Raw genomic sequence first — 16,328 nt, 5'->3', positions numbered from 1 at the left:
GATAGATAAAAGGCACGGATCTCTCCGTGCCTTTTATTTTTGTGTCTGAGAAAATGACAGTACTTTCTTGACGGATATTTTCCATGACTGCTTTGAAGAACGACCGTTTTCTCCGTGCCTTGCTCAAGCAACCCGTTGATGTGACGCCCGTCTGGATGATGCGGCAGGCCGGTCGTTATCTCCCGGAGTATCGCGCTACGCGTGGCCGTGCCGGTGACTTCATGAGTCTGTGCATGAATCCTGAGTTGGCCTGCGAAGTCACACTGCAGCCGCTCGAGCGTTATCCGCTGGATGCCGCCATCCTCTTTTCAGACATTCTGACCATCCCGGACGCCATGGGATTAGGCCTCTATTTCGAGACAGGTGAGGGGCCCCGCTTCAAAAAGCGTATTGAGTCCGCTGCGGATATCGAGGCCTTGCCAATACCGGATCCGGAAGCGGATCTGGGCTATGTCATGAATGCGGTCCGTACCATTCGCCGTGAGCTCAATGGGCGTGTACCTCTGATCGGATTCTCGGGAAGCCCTTGGACGTTGGCGACTTACATGGTCGAGGGAGGCTCATCCAAGGACTTTCGTCGTAGCAAGGCGATGCTTTATGACAATCCGCATGCCATGCACAACCTGCTCGATAAACTGGCCCGCTCGGTAACCGCCTATCTGAATGGTCAGATTCAGGCAGGTGCCCAGGCGGTACAGATCTTTGATACATGGGGAGGCAATCTGTCTTCGGCGGCTTATCAGGAGTTTTCTCTCGCCTACATGCGCAGGATTGTTGATGGCCTGATTCGTGAGCGTGAAGGCCGCAAGATTCCTGTCATTCTGTTTACCAAGAATGGCGGTCTTTGGTTGGAGAGCATGGCGGCCTCCGGCGCAGACGCATTGGGACTGGATTGGACATGCGACATTGGCGATGCCCGTAGCCGTGTAGGTGACAAGGTGGCGCTACAAGGCAATATGGACCCAGCGGTACTGTATGCCAAGCCTAACGCGATCCGTTCAGAGGTGGCGCGGATTCTGGCTCGCTACGGTAAAGGCTCCGGACATGTTTTCAATCTGGGGCACGGAATCACGCCGGAGGTAGACCCTGCGCATGCAGGTGCCTTCATCGAAGCTGTTCATGAGCTCTCGGCGTCTTATCACGAGGCATAAGGCGGTCGACAAAGACCGGGCCATGCGCCCGATCCATTAAAAAGGCAAAGCCGCTCATCGAGCGGCTTTAACATTCAAGGGGAGGGCTGGCAGGCGAGCCAGGTGTAACGCAACAGCCAGTGCTCCGACCAGGAGTGTGGCGATGAACAGTCCGACACCATTCCATCCCGCTTCGTGCCAGAACACGCCGCCTAATGTTCCTGCGATGCTTGAGCCCACGTAGTAGCAGAACAGGTAAAGCGACGAAGCTTGTCCCTTTGCTTGCCGAGCACGGCGACCGATCCAGCTGCTGGCGACCGAATGAGCCCCGAAAAAGCCAAAGGTAAACAGCAGCATGCCCACCAGAACCAACGGCAAGGGGGTGAATAGCGTCAGCACCACGCCACCCAGCATCAGAAGAATCACAGCCCAAAAGACGCGGCGGCGACCAAGTTTATCCGCTAATGAGCCTACTTGGGCCGAGCTGTAGATACCCGACAGGTAGACGACTGACAAGACGCCCACAACGGCTTGACTGAGATGATAAGGCTCACCTAACAGGCGATAGCCAATATAATTAAACAACGTGACAAAGGCGCCCATTAACAGAAAGCCCTCGAGAAAGAGCCAAGGTAGCCCAGCGTCTCGAAAGTGTTGGGTAAAGCCATTGACCAGTGTGCGAGGCTTCAGGGGAGTTGGGCGGAAGTGACGTGACTCCGGCAAACGCCGCCAGAATACGATAGCGGCAATCAGCGCCAGACTGCCCAGGATTGCTAGAGCAATCCGCCAAGAGACAAAGTCCACCAAAACGCCGCTGATGACGCGCCCACTCATCCCACCCAGCGCGTTGCCGCTGATATACAGCCCCATGGATAGGCCGATGTGCTGGGGATGGATTTCCTCAGACAGATAGGTCATGGCAACGGCGGCCAGACCGGATAGCGATAGACCAACCAATGCCCGCGTGACGAGAACACCTTCCCAGGTGGGCATGATGGCGCTGAGTAGCGTAAAGAAAGCGGCGGCGAAGAGTGAGACCACCATGACCGGCTTGCGGCCGATGGCATCTGAAATAGGACCTGTAACCAGTAGCCCGACCGCCATGAGCCCAGTTGATACGGAGAGCACGAGGCTGCTTTTGGCTGCTGTTATACCAAAGGCTTCGGAAAAAATGGGCATCATGGGCTGTACACAGTACAGCAAGGCAAACGTGGCGAAGCCGCCGCAGAAAAGTGCAAGGGCTGTATGGATGAACTGACGAGTGCCTTTCTCAATGTACAAATCGGCATCTTCTACTGCTTGGTTGGCAGCTTCACGTGCTGCCTGAATAGGCGCAGGTTCTTCTTCAGGTTGGGCATGCTCGTGACGAGCAGGTAAAGCAGACTTACTCACGTTAAACCTCAAAATCTGGACGAACGAAAGGACGGCGCAGCGAAAGCGCTGCACAATCTGAAATTTATTATTGGTTACTGAAAGAATAAGAGCTGATGTTTATTCTTTCCAATATATTATTCGACCGATTTGATATGTATTAAATATCAATCGAGGCGCTATGGAATTAAGACATTTACGGTACTTTGTAGCCGTCGCAAATGAGTTGCATTTTGGTCGAGCGGCTGAACTCCTGGGTATTTCACAGCCACCACTGAGTCAGCAGATACAAGCTTTGGAAGAGGAGCTGGGGGCACGCCTGTTTGAGCGCACGAATCGTCGTGTTGCATTGACTGAGGCTGGCCGGCTTTTTCTGGATGAGGCTCTGCAGGTGTTGGCGCAGGTAGATAAGGCCACCGACATTGCACGGCGAGCGCAACGCGGAGAGTTGGGTGAGTTGCAAGTGGGTTTTACGGTTTCCGCGCCCTTTATAGCTACCGTTCCACGTTCTATTTTCAATTTTCGCCAGCGCTTTCCAGCGGTACACCTGGCTTTGCAGGAAATGAGCAGCCGAGAGCAGACCGAGGCGCTGATGGATCGCAAGCTCCAGGTAGGACTGATCCGGCCTATTACCATGTCGGATGCGCTGGTCTCGATAGAGCTTTTTCGGGAGCCCCTCGTCGCTGTGATGCGGGCGGACCATCCCTTGGCCTTACAAACCCACGAAAGCATTGCTATCAAACAGTTGGCTGAGGAACCCTTTGTTTACTTTCCTCGTACCTACGGTACAGGTCTATATGACCAATTAATCAGCTTGTCTCAACAAGCTGGATTCAGCCCGCGAATCGTTCAGGAAGCTCGAGAAACTACGATCATTATTGGACTGGTGGCGGCCGGATTGGGTGTTTCGGTTTTGCCAGCAACCTACCGGCGAATGCATATCGAAGGTGTTGTCTACAGAACCCTGGTGGACGAGGGCGCCACCTCCGCATTGTGGCTTATTCATCGTCGTGACGAGCGCTCATCACTTGCACGTGCGTTCATTGAGTTGTTGACGCAAGGCGCCGGTATTATGAAGAGCAGCTGATTTCCAGGTGTTTGCCCCAATCCGGTGGGCGTTGAGCGAATCGGTCGTTGCCCGGTTGCTCTTCAAAGGGCCGGGTCAGAACCTTATGAAGCTGGCGAACTTCTTCATAATTACCCGCCTCAGCCTGCTCGATCGCCTGTTGGGCCAGATAGTTACGCAGTACATAGAGTGGATTGACTGCGTGCATGCGCTCCTGGCGTGCCGGTTGATCGCCGCCTTCCTGCTCAGTGCGGTTCAGGTATTGGCGACTCCACTCATCAAATCCAGGCAAATCAACAAAGTCGTTTCGAAGAGCCGCAATCGCCTGCTCCGGAACCTCATCGCCCAGACGTCGGAAGAAGAGTGAGTAGTCAACGGCACTGCCTTGCATCAGGCTGAGCAGCCGCTCGATCAGCTCCTTATCCGCCGCTTGCTCTGTCATAAGGCCGAGTCGACGTCGCATCAATGCCTGGTAATGCGCCTCATAAAGCGGCAAAAATAATTCGAGTATTCCTTTCAGCGTTTCGACAGGCACCCTCGGCGTCAACGCCTGCGCCAGTGCCGCCAGGTTCCAGTGCGCAATGGGGACCTGATTGCTGTAGGAGTATCGGCCACTGTAGTCAGAGTGGTTACAGATAAAATGCGCGTCAAAGTCATCCAGGAAGGCATAAGGGCCGAAATCGAATGTAATGCCGAGAATAGACATGTTGTCTGTGTTCATAACGCCGTGGCAAAAGCCGTAAGCCTGCCAGTAGGCGATCAGCTCGGCGTTGCGCTCGACGACTTCACGGAAAAAAGCCGCATAAGGATCAGGTTGCTCCAGGCACTGTGGGTAGTGCGCCTCAAGCACATGCTGGCCAAGCTTTTCCAACAAATCATTGCGCTGCGTATAGTAGAAGTATTCGAAATGCCCGAAGCGTATATGGCTTTGGGCAAGCCGTAGCAGCATGGCGCCGGTTTCGACTCGTTCGCGTATGACCTCTGTAGTGGAGCCGGTCACACACAGCGCGCGGCTTGAAGGGATACCCAGCGCATAAAGTGCTTCTGATGCCAGAAACTCTCGAATGGACGAGCGTAAGACTGCACGTCCGTCTCCCATTCTTGAGTAGGGTGTCATGCCGGCACCCTTGAGGTGAAGATCCCAGTGCTCTCCCTTGTCGTTTATGACCTCGCCAAGCAAAAGGCCGCGGCCATCACCCAGGCGAGGATTATAGGAGCCGAACTGATGCCCCGAATAAACCATGGCGCGTGAGTCGGCTGTATCCCAGAGCTTGTGCCCGGAAAAGATTTCCGTGAATTCCGGCCGTTGCGCCTCGGCAACATCCAGATCCAGCAGTGCCATGGCGGCCTCCGAGACGACCACCAACTTTGGATTTTCAATAGGCTTGGGTTGGATGGCCGTCGAAAAATCATCGCCCAGACGGGCAAAGCGGTTATCGAACTCAAGCGCTTCAAGGGTTTTCACGGCACTCTCCGGACTGCAAATGTATTTATCTAGACAGCGTAAAACGTGCCCTGATCATTCCTTCTGTCCAGAGTAGGTCGGAGAAGGCACTTCATCCTTGCTCAAGGTGCGCTCAGATCCTTCCCTATTCTTTACAGACACTTCCAGCTGGCGAAAGGCGATCTCTATATTGTTCTCCCTGAACAGTCGCTCGATGCTGCGGTTGATTTCATCAGTAGCAAAGCCGCGATCACCCAACTCCCGCACGTGAACGCGCAACTCATGATTCAGTGTATTCTCACCAAATGCCTGTAGCAGGACCATTGGTTCTGGATCATGCAAAACCCTGGGATTGTCGTAGGCGGCCTTATAGAGCAGTTCGCGTACTTTTTCCAGATCGGAGCCGTTGGCCACATTAACCAGCAGCGTGATACGCGTCATGGTGTCTGTCAGCGTCCAGTTGATGAGCTGACTCGTCACGAACGTCTTGTTAGGCACAATGACGGATTTGTTGTCAGCATCGGTGATATGGGTCGCCCGAATCTGAATGCGTTTGACTGTGCCTGTAACATTACCGATGGTAATCAGGTCGCCGATTCGAACAGGGCGTTCGAACAGGATGATCAGGCCGGAAATGAAGTTACCGAATATCTCCTGAAGGCCAAAACCCAAACCAACCGAGAGGGCCGCTGCCAGCCACTGGAGTTTGTCCCAGCTAACGCCCAGCGTGGAGAGCGAACTGATAACACCCACGCTAATGATTACATAGGACAATAGCGTCGTGGTTGCATACGCGGTCCCTTGCGCCAGGCTCAGGCGGGAAAGTACCACAACCTCAAGCAGGCCGGGCAGGTTGCGTGCCAGTGCAAAGGTGAGGCCTGCAAAGATGACCGCTTTGATGACGTCTCGCAGGGTAATCGGCATCATGGTTGCCGACTCACCCGTACCGCTGCTGTACTGGTAAAGCGTGACGTTATCCAGGTATGAGAAGACTGCCACCACGTCCACCCAGACCCAATACAGCACTCCCAGGAAGCCTAACCATAGGGCAAGGCGGATTAGACGTAAGGACTGCTGATTGACCTGCTCCATATCCAGCGCAGGCTCTTCTATGGCTTCACCGGTTTCACCTGCCTCCTGCATGCTCTGTCGCTTGGCCAGGGCGCGATGATAGGCGAGGCGCCTTGCGGCCACGCTTAAGCCCCGCGAGAAGGCGGCTTCGAGAATGACCCAGCAGAGCAGCAGATACAGCGTATCGATAAGCCGGTCGGTCAGTTTCAATGAGGTGTAGTAGTAGCCTAGGCAAACAGCCAGGAACAGTCCGGCCGGAATGGCGGTAATGATCAGTCCAAACATCAGCCGGAAGAAGGGCAGACGTTCTCGAGCCGCCGTGTTAAGCAAGGAGCGACCCAGCATCCAGGACATGCTGGCATAGCAGATCAGAACAATAAGGATACCCAGTACGTCTTCAGACAGGCTTGTCAGCTGACGTTGGGCAATGGCTGCTACGGCCATTAATGCCAAGGCCAAAAGGCCTAGACGCCTGACCAGGCGGCGCATGGAATCTACTTGCGCGCGTGACCAGCGGAAATGGGTCTCTGCAACACCTCCACCTTCCAGTAGGCGGTAAACGGTATAGAACACCAGCCAGCCGGCGGCCATCTCCATAAGCGCTGCGCCAATGGATGCGTTCACGCCCCGCTTGTCGCCCTCAAGGGCAACGCCGATCAAACCTAGCGACAGGCTGACAGGAAGAGTCAGCAGCACGGTCAGAAGGATCGCAAGCGGCGTGTGCAGCTGGCTGTCACGTTGGAAGTGCCCAATGTCCTTGTTCAAGGCATTGAGTTTTTCGTAAAGATACCGACGCTTCCACAGCAGCGTTGCAATAGCAAGAATGAGAGGCAGAAACAGCCAGGGGCGTTCGGCCAGACCGGCTGACAATTCGCCTGCACTGGCGCGCCAGGGCACATTTGCAATCTGTTCGACCAGCGATTTGGGCGCATCCTTGAGCCAGCCCCAATCCAGCGGGCGATTGCTGGGAATCCAGAACATCTGCTCATCAAGCGTTGAGCGGAGACTTTCGCTGGTTGCTAATAGCTGCTGCTGGTTTAGCTGAAGCGTGATTGACTCACTTAACAACGCACTCAGTTCGGTACTTAGGCGATCCTGCAGGTCCGCTCGAGTTCTGATCAGCTCCAGTAGCTTCTTGCGAAGCTCAGGTGTCGTCTGCTCAGGTGGCATCTGAGCCATGACCTTGTCCAGGTAATCCCAAGGGTTGGCGATTTGCGTGCGCTGCTGGTTCAAGTCGAACTGGTATAGACGTATATCGGCAATCTCGTCCGTCAGTCCCTTGGTTGCTTCAACCGTTGGCAGGGAGGCCCGCTGTTGATAGAGCAGTTTGGAAAGCAGCAGGCTGCCTTTCAGGACATTGATCTGCTGCTGCATGGTCTCGCCGGTCTGCTTGAGCTGATCAAGTCGCTGCTTGATTTCAAGATTGTTTCGAGTGAGCTCATTCAGGCGATCCGTCGCACGCAAGAGATAGTCGGAAAGCTTGAGGTTAAGATTTGTTTCGCTGGTCAGGACATCGTTACTACCTGCTGTCTTCTGCGATTCACGAGACAGGGCGGCAAAGGTTTCCTCTGACTGCTGGCGACGTTTGCTGCTGATGAGGGCTTGCAGATCGAGACTTTCTTTCTCGATCAGTTTTACACGCTCCGTGTAGAGTTCACGTTGAATGGTGCCAAGATCTTGCAGCGTGCTGTTGCCCGAAAGTTCCTGCTTGCGCAGTTGAATCAGTGCGTTGCGTTCCGCCTGTTCGGCTAATAGCTGATTGCGACGTTCAGGCGTAATGGGCTTACCGCTTTCCTTGCCACTCTTGAGAATGTCGGCAATGGTCTGTACCCGCATTTGCGCATTGCTGATTTCGACCTGGGCACGCTCGGGTCGTGTTTGCGAGGTGATGACCAGTGTATTGGCATCATTCAGGGCGTTCTGCCAGTCGTTGAGCTGTGAGTTGCGCTGGCTTTGAAGATTCTCCAACTCCTGGGTACTGGCGTTGGCATAGCGTTGGGTAACCGGGGGCTTGTCCTGCTCGGCCTGGAGTTTGGCCAGGTCCTTCTGGGCATCTTTGATCAGCTGGGGTGCTTGTGTGATCTTGCGTTTTACATCCGCTAGGTCCTGCTCATGCTGATCCCTCTGGTCCAGTAGCTGCAGCGTATTTTTCAGAATGTCCTGAACGGTCTGCTGATCGGAGGCAGAAAGCTTCCGGTCCGCCAACGTGTCCAGGCTATGCTGAATCTGCTTGGCATCAGGCAGGTTGGATTCTTGTGAGTAAGCGAGCGGAAAGTTGAGACAAAAGCCCAACAACACGATCTTGAGCAGAATACGCAAGGCGAGCATGATCACATCTTGGCAGCAGGAAAGGCGAGGAGGTTAAATCCCCGCCTTTGCTGACGCAACCGCTCTTGTCGGTCGAGCCGACTACCGCACGAATCAGAGGAAAAGAGCAGGCCCTGAACGGCCCTCTGGGAACTTGACCCCAATCTTTCTCACACGATTGCCTTCAAGCGAAGCGACTGTCCAGGTCAGACCGCTCCATTCGATCTGGTCGCCAATGACTGGCTCGCCACCAATGCGCTGAGTAATAAAGCTTCCCAACGTTTGCTCCCCGTCCAGCTCGCCAAGGTTAAGGCCATAGAGCGAGGCCACCGCCTTAAGCTCTGCGTTGGCTTCCAGTACGAAATCACCGAAGAAGCGTTGGCCTCGCTCCGGCGCCTGACTGAACAGCTTGCCCAGGGCGGGGAGATCATGTTCATGACCAATGACACACAGGATATCGCCTGCCTCCAGCTTGGTACTGCCGGAAGGGTGCAGGAGTTGCTCCCCGCGAAACAGCGCCGCGATACGTGTATTAGGCGGCATTTTCAACTCGCGAAGCGCCGCGCCAATACACCATTTCTCCTTGCCCAGGCGGTAGACGAAAAGCTCCCACTCACTGGTGGGATGCACCTGCAGGCCAGAGCGCGAGAACGGGGCGGGTTCGGGCGGTACAGTGACGCGTAGCCACTTTGCCGCGAGTGGGAGGCTTGAACCTTGTAGCAGCAGCGAAACCAGAACGATAAAGAAGGCTACGTTAAAGAACAGTTGAGCCTGGGGCAGCCCTGCCATCATAGGGAAGACAGCCAGAATGATGGGTACCGCTCCGCGTAAACCTACCCATGAAATGAATAACTTTTCGCGGCCATGGAAAGCCTTGAAGGGAAGCAGACCCACGAAGACAGAAAGGGGACGTGCGATCACGATCATCCAGAGAGCCAGACCCAGGGCAGGTAGGGCAATGGGAAGCAGGTTGTGCGGCTCTACTAGAAGTCCCAGCACTAGGAACATACCGATTTGCGCCAGCCAGGCCATGCCGTCCAGCATATGTAGCATGCCGTGGCGGCTCCGAATTGGTCGATTTCCCATGACCAGACCCGCCAGATACACCGCCAGGATGCCACTGCCATGGGCTGCGTTGGTAATGGCGAAAATGAATAGACCACCACTGACTGCCAGTAGCGGATAGAGCCCATCGGCCAGCTGCATACGGTTGATAAGTTGAAGCAGCAACCAGCCGCCACCCAGTCCGAGCAGGCTGCCAATGGCAAATTCGCGAACGAAGTTCCAGACGAGCCCCCAGCTGAAGCCCGTTTGACCGCTGGCCAGAAGCTCAATCAGCGTGACGGTGAGAAAAACCGCCATGGGATCATTGCTGCCTGACTCGATTTCAAGGGTTGCGGTAACACGCTCATTGAGCCCGCGTCCGCCCAGTAGTGAAAACACCGCGGCAGCATCGGTTGAGCCGACAATAGCGCCGATCAGCAGCCCTTGCAGCAGGCTCAGGTCAAGAAGCCACGCCGCCATGGCGCCCGTTAATCCGGCAGTGATCATTACACCCACGGTTGCCAGGGACAATGCTGGCCAGAGCGCCACCCGGAAACTGGATACGCGTGTACGCATACCACCGTCCAGCAGAATGATCGCCAGGGCAAGGTTACCTACCAGGTAGGCGAGGGGGTAGTTGTTGAAATTGATATGACCAGGGCCGTCTACGCCTGCCAGCATCCCGACTGCAAGAAAAATCACAAGAATGGGAATGCCCAGGCGCGAGGAAAGTGAGCTGACCAGAATGGAGAGACCGACCAGGACCGCGCCAATCAAAAATAGGCTATTGATTGTGACGGCATCCAAATCGAAACTCCTGCATAGTGGGTAGGCGCGATGCGCTGGATTCTTGATTTAACCTGTTGATTCGGCAAGCTGTCAAAATTAATGCCAGATTCTTTTGAGCCATGCGACGAACAGGGGACTTCCAGTACACTGCGCGCCTTCACAGGAGCGAATCATGAATTACCGACACGCCTTCCATGCCGGAAACCATGCCGATGTGCTGAAGCACTTTGTACTGTCTCGCGTATTGATGTTGCTGGGGCGCAAGGAAACACCCTACGCCTATCTGGACACACATTCGGGCATAGGGCTTTACGATCTGCTGGGAGATCAGGCTAGCCGTACCGGTGAATGGCAAGGTGGAATAGGCCGACTCTGGGAGGCGAAAGACCTCCCTGATCCGCTTGTCGCTTACAAGGAGGCTGTCGCTGCTCTTAATAGTGATGGGGCGTTGCGCTTCTACCCGGGGTCACCCGAAATCGCTCGGCGCTTTTCCCGTCCCCAGGATCGTTTGCACTTGAATGAGCTGCATCCTGAAGATGCTCTGCTGCTCAAGGAAAACATGGGGCAAGAAAGACGGATCGCTGTTCATCATCGGGACGGCTGGCTGTTACCCAAAGCACTGCTGCCCGTGCAGGAGAAACGCGCTGTGCTCTTGATCGATCCGCCTTTTGAAAAGGTGGACGAGTTTGAGCGGTGTTCAATGGCATTAAAGGAAAGCATTGCCCGTATGCGGCAGATCGTGACCGCTATCTGGTATCCCATCAAGGACCAGCGTCAGCTCAAGCTGTTTTATCAGGATCTGCAAAAAAGTAATGCGCCCAAACTTTTGCGAGCCGAGCTTTGGGTGCATCCCACCGACAATCCGGTGGGACTCAATGGCTCTGGTATGGTGATTTCCAATCCTCCGTGGGGATTGGAGGACGAGCTTAGAAGCGTCTTGCCCTGGCTTGCCAAACAATTGGGACAAAGCCAGCCTGGCTGGAAGCTGGACTGGCTGATCGAGGAAAAAAGCACCTGATGTAGCCGGGGTTGGCTACCTTCCTCGATTCCAAGACCTTACAACAGGCGGCGCGACTAGATCTTGTTAAGGTTCAGATAGCGACGAAGGCTATCAAGCAGCTCGTTACCAGGAATGGGACGGTCAAACAGATAACCCTGGCCTACGTCGCAATGATGGCGACGTAGAAAGCTCAGCTGTTGTGTCGTTTCGATACCTTCAGCCACAACCTTGAGTCGCAGGTTGTGGGCCATGGCCACTACGGCCGACGTGATCTCCATATCGTCCTGATTGGCTGGAATATCCTTGATAAAGCTTCGGTCGATCTTGATGACATCGATCGGGAATTTCTTGAGGTAGCTGAGTGAAGAATAGCCTGTGCCGAAATCGTCCATGGCCAGACTGAGCCCGATTTGCTTCATTTCCTCTAGCTGCTGGCGTGTCTCATCGGTTGCATCCAGGAGCAGGCTTTCGGTCAGTTCAAGTTCAAGGCGATGAGGAGGGAGGCGCTCTTCAATCAGAATGCTTCTGATTGAGCTGACAAGCTCCTGATCAGTGAACTGCTTGGGAGAAAGGTTGATCGCCATCTGCAAATGGCCCAGGCCAGCGGCATCCAGCGCCTTGATTTGCCTGCAGGCTTCCCGAATGACCCATTTACCAATCGGGATGATCAGACCGGTCTCTTCCGCCACGCTGATGAACTGATCGGGTCGTATCATGCCCCGTTCGGGGTGATTCCAGCGCAACAGCGCTTCAAGCCCCAGCAGTTGGGCACTTTTGAGACAGATCTTTGGCTGGTAATGAACCTCCAGCTCGTTGAGCTCGAGGGCTCGTCGAAGGTTATTCTGCATGAAAAGCTTGTGACTGGCTTCGGTCACCAGCGATTGTGTATAGACCTGTACCCGGTTTCCGCCGCTGGCCTTGGCCTTGTGCAACGCCAGGCCGGCATGCTTCATGAGTGTCTGCGAGTCCTTGCCGTGATCAGGGGTGACGGTCAGGCCAATCGAGCAACTGACCAGCGTTGGCTGGCTTTCAACATAAATGGGCTTTTCGAGCATGCTTAGCAGTGCGCTCGCAACATCCAACCCTTCCTGGGCATCCATCTGCTCAAGCAGCACGGCGAACTCATTGCTGGCGATCCGCGCGATCAGCGTACTTTGCCCCAGTGAGCTTTGCAGGCGCCTGGCCAGGCTGACCAGCAGGTTATCGCCAGCTTCATGGCCAAGGCTGTCATTGATGCGCTTGAAATGATCGATATCGATCAGCATCAGGCAGTTATGTATGTCTTCCCGTCCTGCCAGGCGCTTTTCCAGGCGATCAATGAAGTAGTGACGATTGGCCAGCCCTGTCAGGCTGTCACGATAGGCCAGCTTTTCCATGTTCTGCTGGGTCAGCTTGGCCTGCGTGATGTCCTCGAAGATACCAATGTAGTGGGTCAGCTCACCGTTGTCTGAGTAGACTTTGGAGAGCGAAAGATGACCCCAGTAGGAGATCTGGTCCTTGCGCTGGCAGCGAAGCTCGCCTTGCCAGCTGTTCTGTTTTTCCAGAGCTGCATAGGCGTCGGGCAGGAGTTCTGACCAGTTGGTCAATGCCGGTAGCTCACTGATGGGCTGACCGCAGACTTCTTCGGCAGTGTACTGGGTAATGGTTGTAAAGCTGGGGTTGATGTATTCGATCTCTCCTTTGCGATTGACCAGCAGAAAAGCATTGGCGCTCTGCTCAACCGCCCGTTGGAACAGATGCAGGGCATGGGTGGCACTGCGGCGCTCCTGGCTATCAAGCACTTTGGCGTACTGATCGGCCAGTTCGCAGGCAAACGCAATTTCATCATTCTGCCAGATTCTGGGCTGGCCGGTTTGCTCAAGGCGAAGGATGCCTAATACCCGGCCATCTACACGTATGCAGATATCCAGAAGCGAGCGAATGTCATGGGCGAGCAGATATGGCTTGGTCCATTCGCGTGTACGAGGATCATGTTGAGCATCCTGCGCATCGATTGATCGGGCCTTATGAAGCGCCTCCACATACGCTGGAAAGTCATCCAATGACCAAGAGGAGACAGACAACGTATTAGGAGATTCGCCATGAGTGTAGACAGGGCGTAAATGGTTTTCGCCCACCTGCCACACACTGGCTCGTTTCACGCTACAGGTTTCACTGGCCGCACGAGTGATCAGTTGGGCCGCTTCCTGACGCGGGTCGCTGGAGCTGTAGGCGTGTTGTGTCAATTCAAGCAAAAGATTGCGGTGTGCTCTTACCCGATCAACACGAGCTTGTTCCTGTACGCAGGACTGCTCAAGAAGATCCAGCGAGGCTTTAAGATCCCTGTTTTGCGCCATCAGCGTAGTAGTCAGTCGCTCGGCCTCTGAAGCCAGCTCCACAGGAATCAGGTAGCCGTGCAGGATTTCACGACCATGGCGGGAGATTGCCTCGCCAATTTCAACCATTGACGTCGCGCCTGCCGGTGCGTGCAGGGTATAGCGAATGACGTAATGGCGGCGCTTGAGTAATTGCTGCTGTATGGCATCGTGCAGGTGATAGCGTGCCGCAGGCTCCATGAGGCTGGCGTAAGGCGACTCGAGAAGCGAGCAAAGCTCATAGGCAGGCAGCCCCAGACTTTTTTCACATGCCTGGTCTAGATCCAGCAGCGCCCAGCTGGGCTCATTGAGCCGCTCGAAGCGCAACATCCCCAGCTGTGCGGGCACAGGCGGCTGCGTAGCAACCTCGGCCACTGAGAGACTGGCAGCATCAGGATGAATCTTCATGCGGCGGTTCGCTTCCAACGGCCCTTGATAAGGGGCGCGTATTTATGGGTTATGCCAAGTCGACTTAACGAAAGGGCGTACAGTAAGCCAATCCGGTTTTATTTGCAGTGACTGTCTTCTGGATTCCGCCAGAACGAGGCACCCATAAGTCCTTTCAGGGAGCAAGGGTGCATCAAGCCAACCACACTGACAAGCTTCTCGATAAAACAGACAGCAGCTTTCTACTAAGAAGCTTTATCGATCCAGCAAGTCAAATTCTTTAAAAAAAACCCTGCCGGGGTGGCAGGGTTTCAGATGACCGAGCATTTCATCGGCCAGACGGTTGCCGGCAGAGGCCGGCATCGTCTCTTTACAGCAGCAGGCCGCGAATCTCAGCCAGCAGATCGCCCAGGCGCTTGGTGAAGCGGGCCGCAGCAGCGCCATTGATCACGCGGTGATCATAGGAGAGCGAAAGCGGCAGCATCAGGCGCGGCTGGAAGGCCTTGCCGTCCCATACCGGCTGCATGGTGGCCTTGGATACGCCCAGGATCGCCACTTCCGGTGCATTGACGATCGGCGTGAATCCGGTGCCGCCAATATGACCGAGGCTGGAGATCGTGAAGCAGGCACCCTGCATGTCGTCGCCGGAAAGCTTCTTGTTGCGTGCTTTCTCAGCCAGTTGAGCGGCTTCGGCAGCCAGCTGCAGAAGACTCTTCTGATCGACGTTGCGAATGACAGGTACCAGCAGCCCATCCGGCGTGTCCACGGCAAAGCCAATGTGCACGTATTTCTTGCGGATAATGGCCTTGCCACTGGGTGCGAGCGAGGCATTGAAGTCCGGCAGCTCTTTGAGCACATGGGCGCAGGCCTTGAGCAGGAACGGCAGGATGGTCAGCTTGACGCCCGCTTTTTCTGCCACAGCCTTCTGACCCACACGGAAGGCTTCAAGATCAGTGACATCAGACTGATCGAACTGCGTTACGTGAGGCACGTTCAGCCAGCTGCGATGCAGATTGGCAGCACCTACCTGCATCAGGCGTGTCATTGGAACTTCTTCGATTTCGCCAAACTTGCTGAAGTCCACGGTCGGGACCGGAGGAATTCCGGCGCCACCGGTAGCTGCCGCTGCGGCCGGAGCAGATTTGCTCTTTTGCAGCTGATCCTTTACGTAAGACTGGACGTCTTCCTTGAGAATACGTCCCTTCGGACCGGTTGGCGTCACTTCGCTCAGCTCGACGCCAAACTCGCGTGCCAGCATCCGTACAGCCGGGCCAGCATGCACTTTCTTGCCAGGCTGGCCGGTGGGCGTGGGCGCTTGCGGTGCCTTGGCCGGCGCTGGGCTTGGACTCGCCTGCTTTTGTGCCGGAGCTGCGTTTTGCTGAGCCGGTGCAGGCTTCTCAGCCTTTTTCTTCGGTGCTGCGCCTTGAACCTTCAAGGTCAGGATCAGATCGCCAGTTTTGGCCTGGTCACCTACCTTGATGGAAACGCTTTCCACCACGCCCGCCTTGGGCGCCGGGATTTCCATGCTGGCCTTGTCGGATTCCAGGGTAATCAGCGACTGGTCCGCTTCTACCGTGTCACCCGCTTTGACCATCACTTCGATCACATTGGCGCTACCGGTCGAGCCGATGTCAGGCACCTTGATCTCTTCAGTGCTCTCGCCAGCAGGCTCTTCGTCGGCCGTCTCGTGCAATTCAGGCTCGGCTGCCTGCACGGCAGGCTTGTCACTGGTGGATTGAGCCGGTGCAGAGGAAGCGTTGCCGCTTCCCTTGAGTACCAGAATCAGGTCACCTGTACCTACTTCATCACCCACCTTGACGGCGATACTTTCAATCACGCCGGCAGCAGGTGAGGGGATCTCCATGCTGGCCTTGTCAGACTCCAGGGTAATCAAGGTCTGCTCGGCTTCGATACGATCACCAACCTTGACCGGAAGCTCGATAATGTTGGCCTTGCCACTGGTGCCGATATCCGGCACATGGATTTCCTGAGCAGTGCCTGTTCCAGCTTGGTCGTCTTCCTTGGCAGACGCGGACGGGTCCTCGTCGCCTGGAGGCGTCGGCATTTCAACTTCTTCGTCAGCAGAGCCGGCCGCAACTGCCATGGGCTCGGCTGCATCGGTTTCACCCGATGCGCCATCTTCCATGTCCAGCAGCAGGTCGCCGGTTTTCAGCGTATCGCCCAGCTTGACGTGCAGCGCAGCGATCTTGCCGGCTTTCGGGGCCGGGATCTCCATGCTGGCCTTGTCGGATTCGAGCACGACGAGGCTTTGTTCAGCCTCGACGGTGTCGCCCACCTTGACCAGAATTTCGATGATCTCGCCTTCGCCACTGCCGATATCAGGTACGCGAATGGTTTCACTCAC

9 protein-coding genes are annotated in these 16,328 nt (G+C 55.4%); 3 read left to right on the top strand and 6 right to left on the bottom strand.

Going from position 1 to position 16,328, the window contains the following annotated elements; translation table 11 throughout:
• Positions 1 to 83: 83 nt before the first annotated feature.
• Complete coding sequence (hemE, locus tag JQR86_RS15960) at positions 84 to 1,151, top strand: uroporphyrinogen decarboxylase (RefSeq protein WP_434153882.1); 1,068 nt, start codon at positions 84 to 86, stop codon at positions 1,149 to 1,151.
• A 54-nt stretch (positions 1,152 to 1,205) separates the two neighbouring features.
• On the opposite strand, the gene JQR86_RS15955 is transcribed toward hemE, so the two are convergent.
• A complete protein-coding gene (locus JQR86_RS15955; RefSeq protein WP_122043464.1) occupies positions 1,206 to 2,522 on the bottom strand; it encodes an MFS transporter in 1,317 nt (438 codons plus the stop codon).
• A gap of 160 nt (positions 2,523 to 2,682) precedes the next feature.
• On the opposite strand from JQR86_RS15955, the gene JQR86_RS15950 reads away from it, so the two are divergent.
• Positions 2,683 to 3,588, top strand: coding sequence for a LysR substrate-binding domain-containing protein (locus JQR86_RS15950; RefSeq protein ID WP_434153880.1), 906 nt, complete (start codon positions 2,683 to 2,685; stop codon positions 3,586 to 3,588).
• Here JQR86_RS15950 and selO read toward each other — a convergent pair.
• The 3 genes from selO to JQR86_RS15935 all read right to left on the bottom strand — a co-directional run bounded on the left by selO (position 3,572) and on the right by JQR86_RS15935 (position 10,240).
• Positions 3,572 to 5,032 (bottom strand): protein adenylyltransferase SelO, encoded by a 1,461-nt coding sequence (gene selO / locus JQR86_RS15945; protein ID WP_286788310.1) that lies wholly within the window; start codon positions 5,030 to 5,032, stop codon positions 3,572 to 3,574. The two genes, JQR86_RS15950 and selO, sit on opposite strands and share 17 nt — an antisense overlap.
• Positions 5,033 to 5,086: 54 nt before the next feature.
• Positions 5,087 to 8,410, bottom strand: a complete 3,324-nt coding sequence (gene mscK / locus JQR86_RS15940; RefSeq protein WP_434153878.1) for a mechanosensitive channel MscK — start codon at positions 8,408 to 8,410, stop codon at positions 5,087 to 5,089.
• Between the two features lie 93 nt (positions 8,411 to 8,503).
• Positions 8,504 to 10,240: a potassium/proton antiporter gene (locus JQR86_RS15935; RefSeq protein ID WP_010797045.1), complete on the bottom strand. Its 1,737-nt coding sequence runs from the start codon at positions 10,238 to 10,240 to the stop codon at positions 8,504 to 8,506.
• Between the two features lie 154 nt (positions 10,241 to 10,394).
• Between JQR86_RS15935 and JQR86_RS15930 the strand changes: the two genes are divergently transcribed.
• Entirely contained in the window at positions 10,395 to 11,240 is an 846-nt protein-coding gene (locus tag JQR86_RS15930) for a 23S rRNA (adenine(2030)-N(6))-methyltransferase RlmJ (RefSeq protein ID WP_434153877.1), read from the top strand.
• 56 nt (positions 11,241 to 11,296) lie between these two features.
• Here JQR86_RS15930 and JQR86_RS15925 read toward each other — a convergent pair whose 3' ends face one another.
• Both JQR86_RS15925 and aceF read right to left on the bottom strand, forming a co-directional pair.
• Positions 11,297 to 13,984 carry a putative bifunctional diguanylate cyclase/phosphodiesterase gene (locus tag JQR86_RS15925; protein ID WP_150348038.1) on the bottom strand — a complete coding sequence of 896 codons (2,688 nt, stop codon included), beginning with the start codon at positions 13,982 to 13,984 and terminating at the stop codon, positions 11,297 to 11,299.
• 349 nt (positions 13,985 to 14,333) lie between these two features.
• The gene (aceF, locus tag JQR86_RS15920) at positions 14,334 to 16,328 is read right to left on the bottom strand and encodes a dihydrolipoyllysine-residue acetyltransferase (protein ID WP_010797048.1); all 1,995 of its coding nucleotides are present in this window, start codon (positions 16,326 to 16,328) and stop codon (positions 14,334 to 14,336) included.

Source organism: Pseudomonas sp. JZ134, from assembly GCF_051027695.1.
Taxonomy (GTDB): domain Bacteria; phylum Pseudomonadota; class Gammaproteobacteria; order Pseudomonadales; family Pseudomonadaceae; genus Chryseomonas; species Chryseomonas luteola.
Note: the sequence above shows the minus strand (reverse complement) of the source record. Positions and strands in the feature narration are given on the sequence as shown.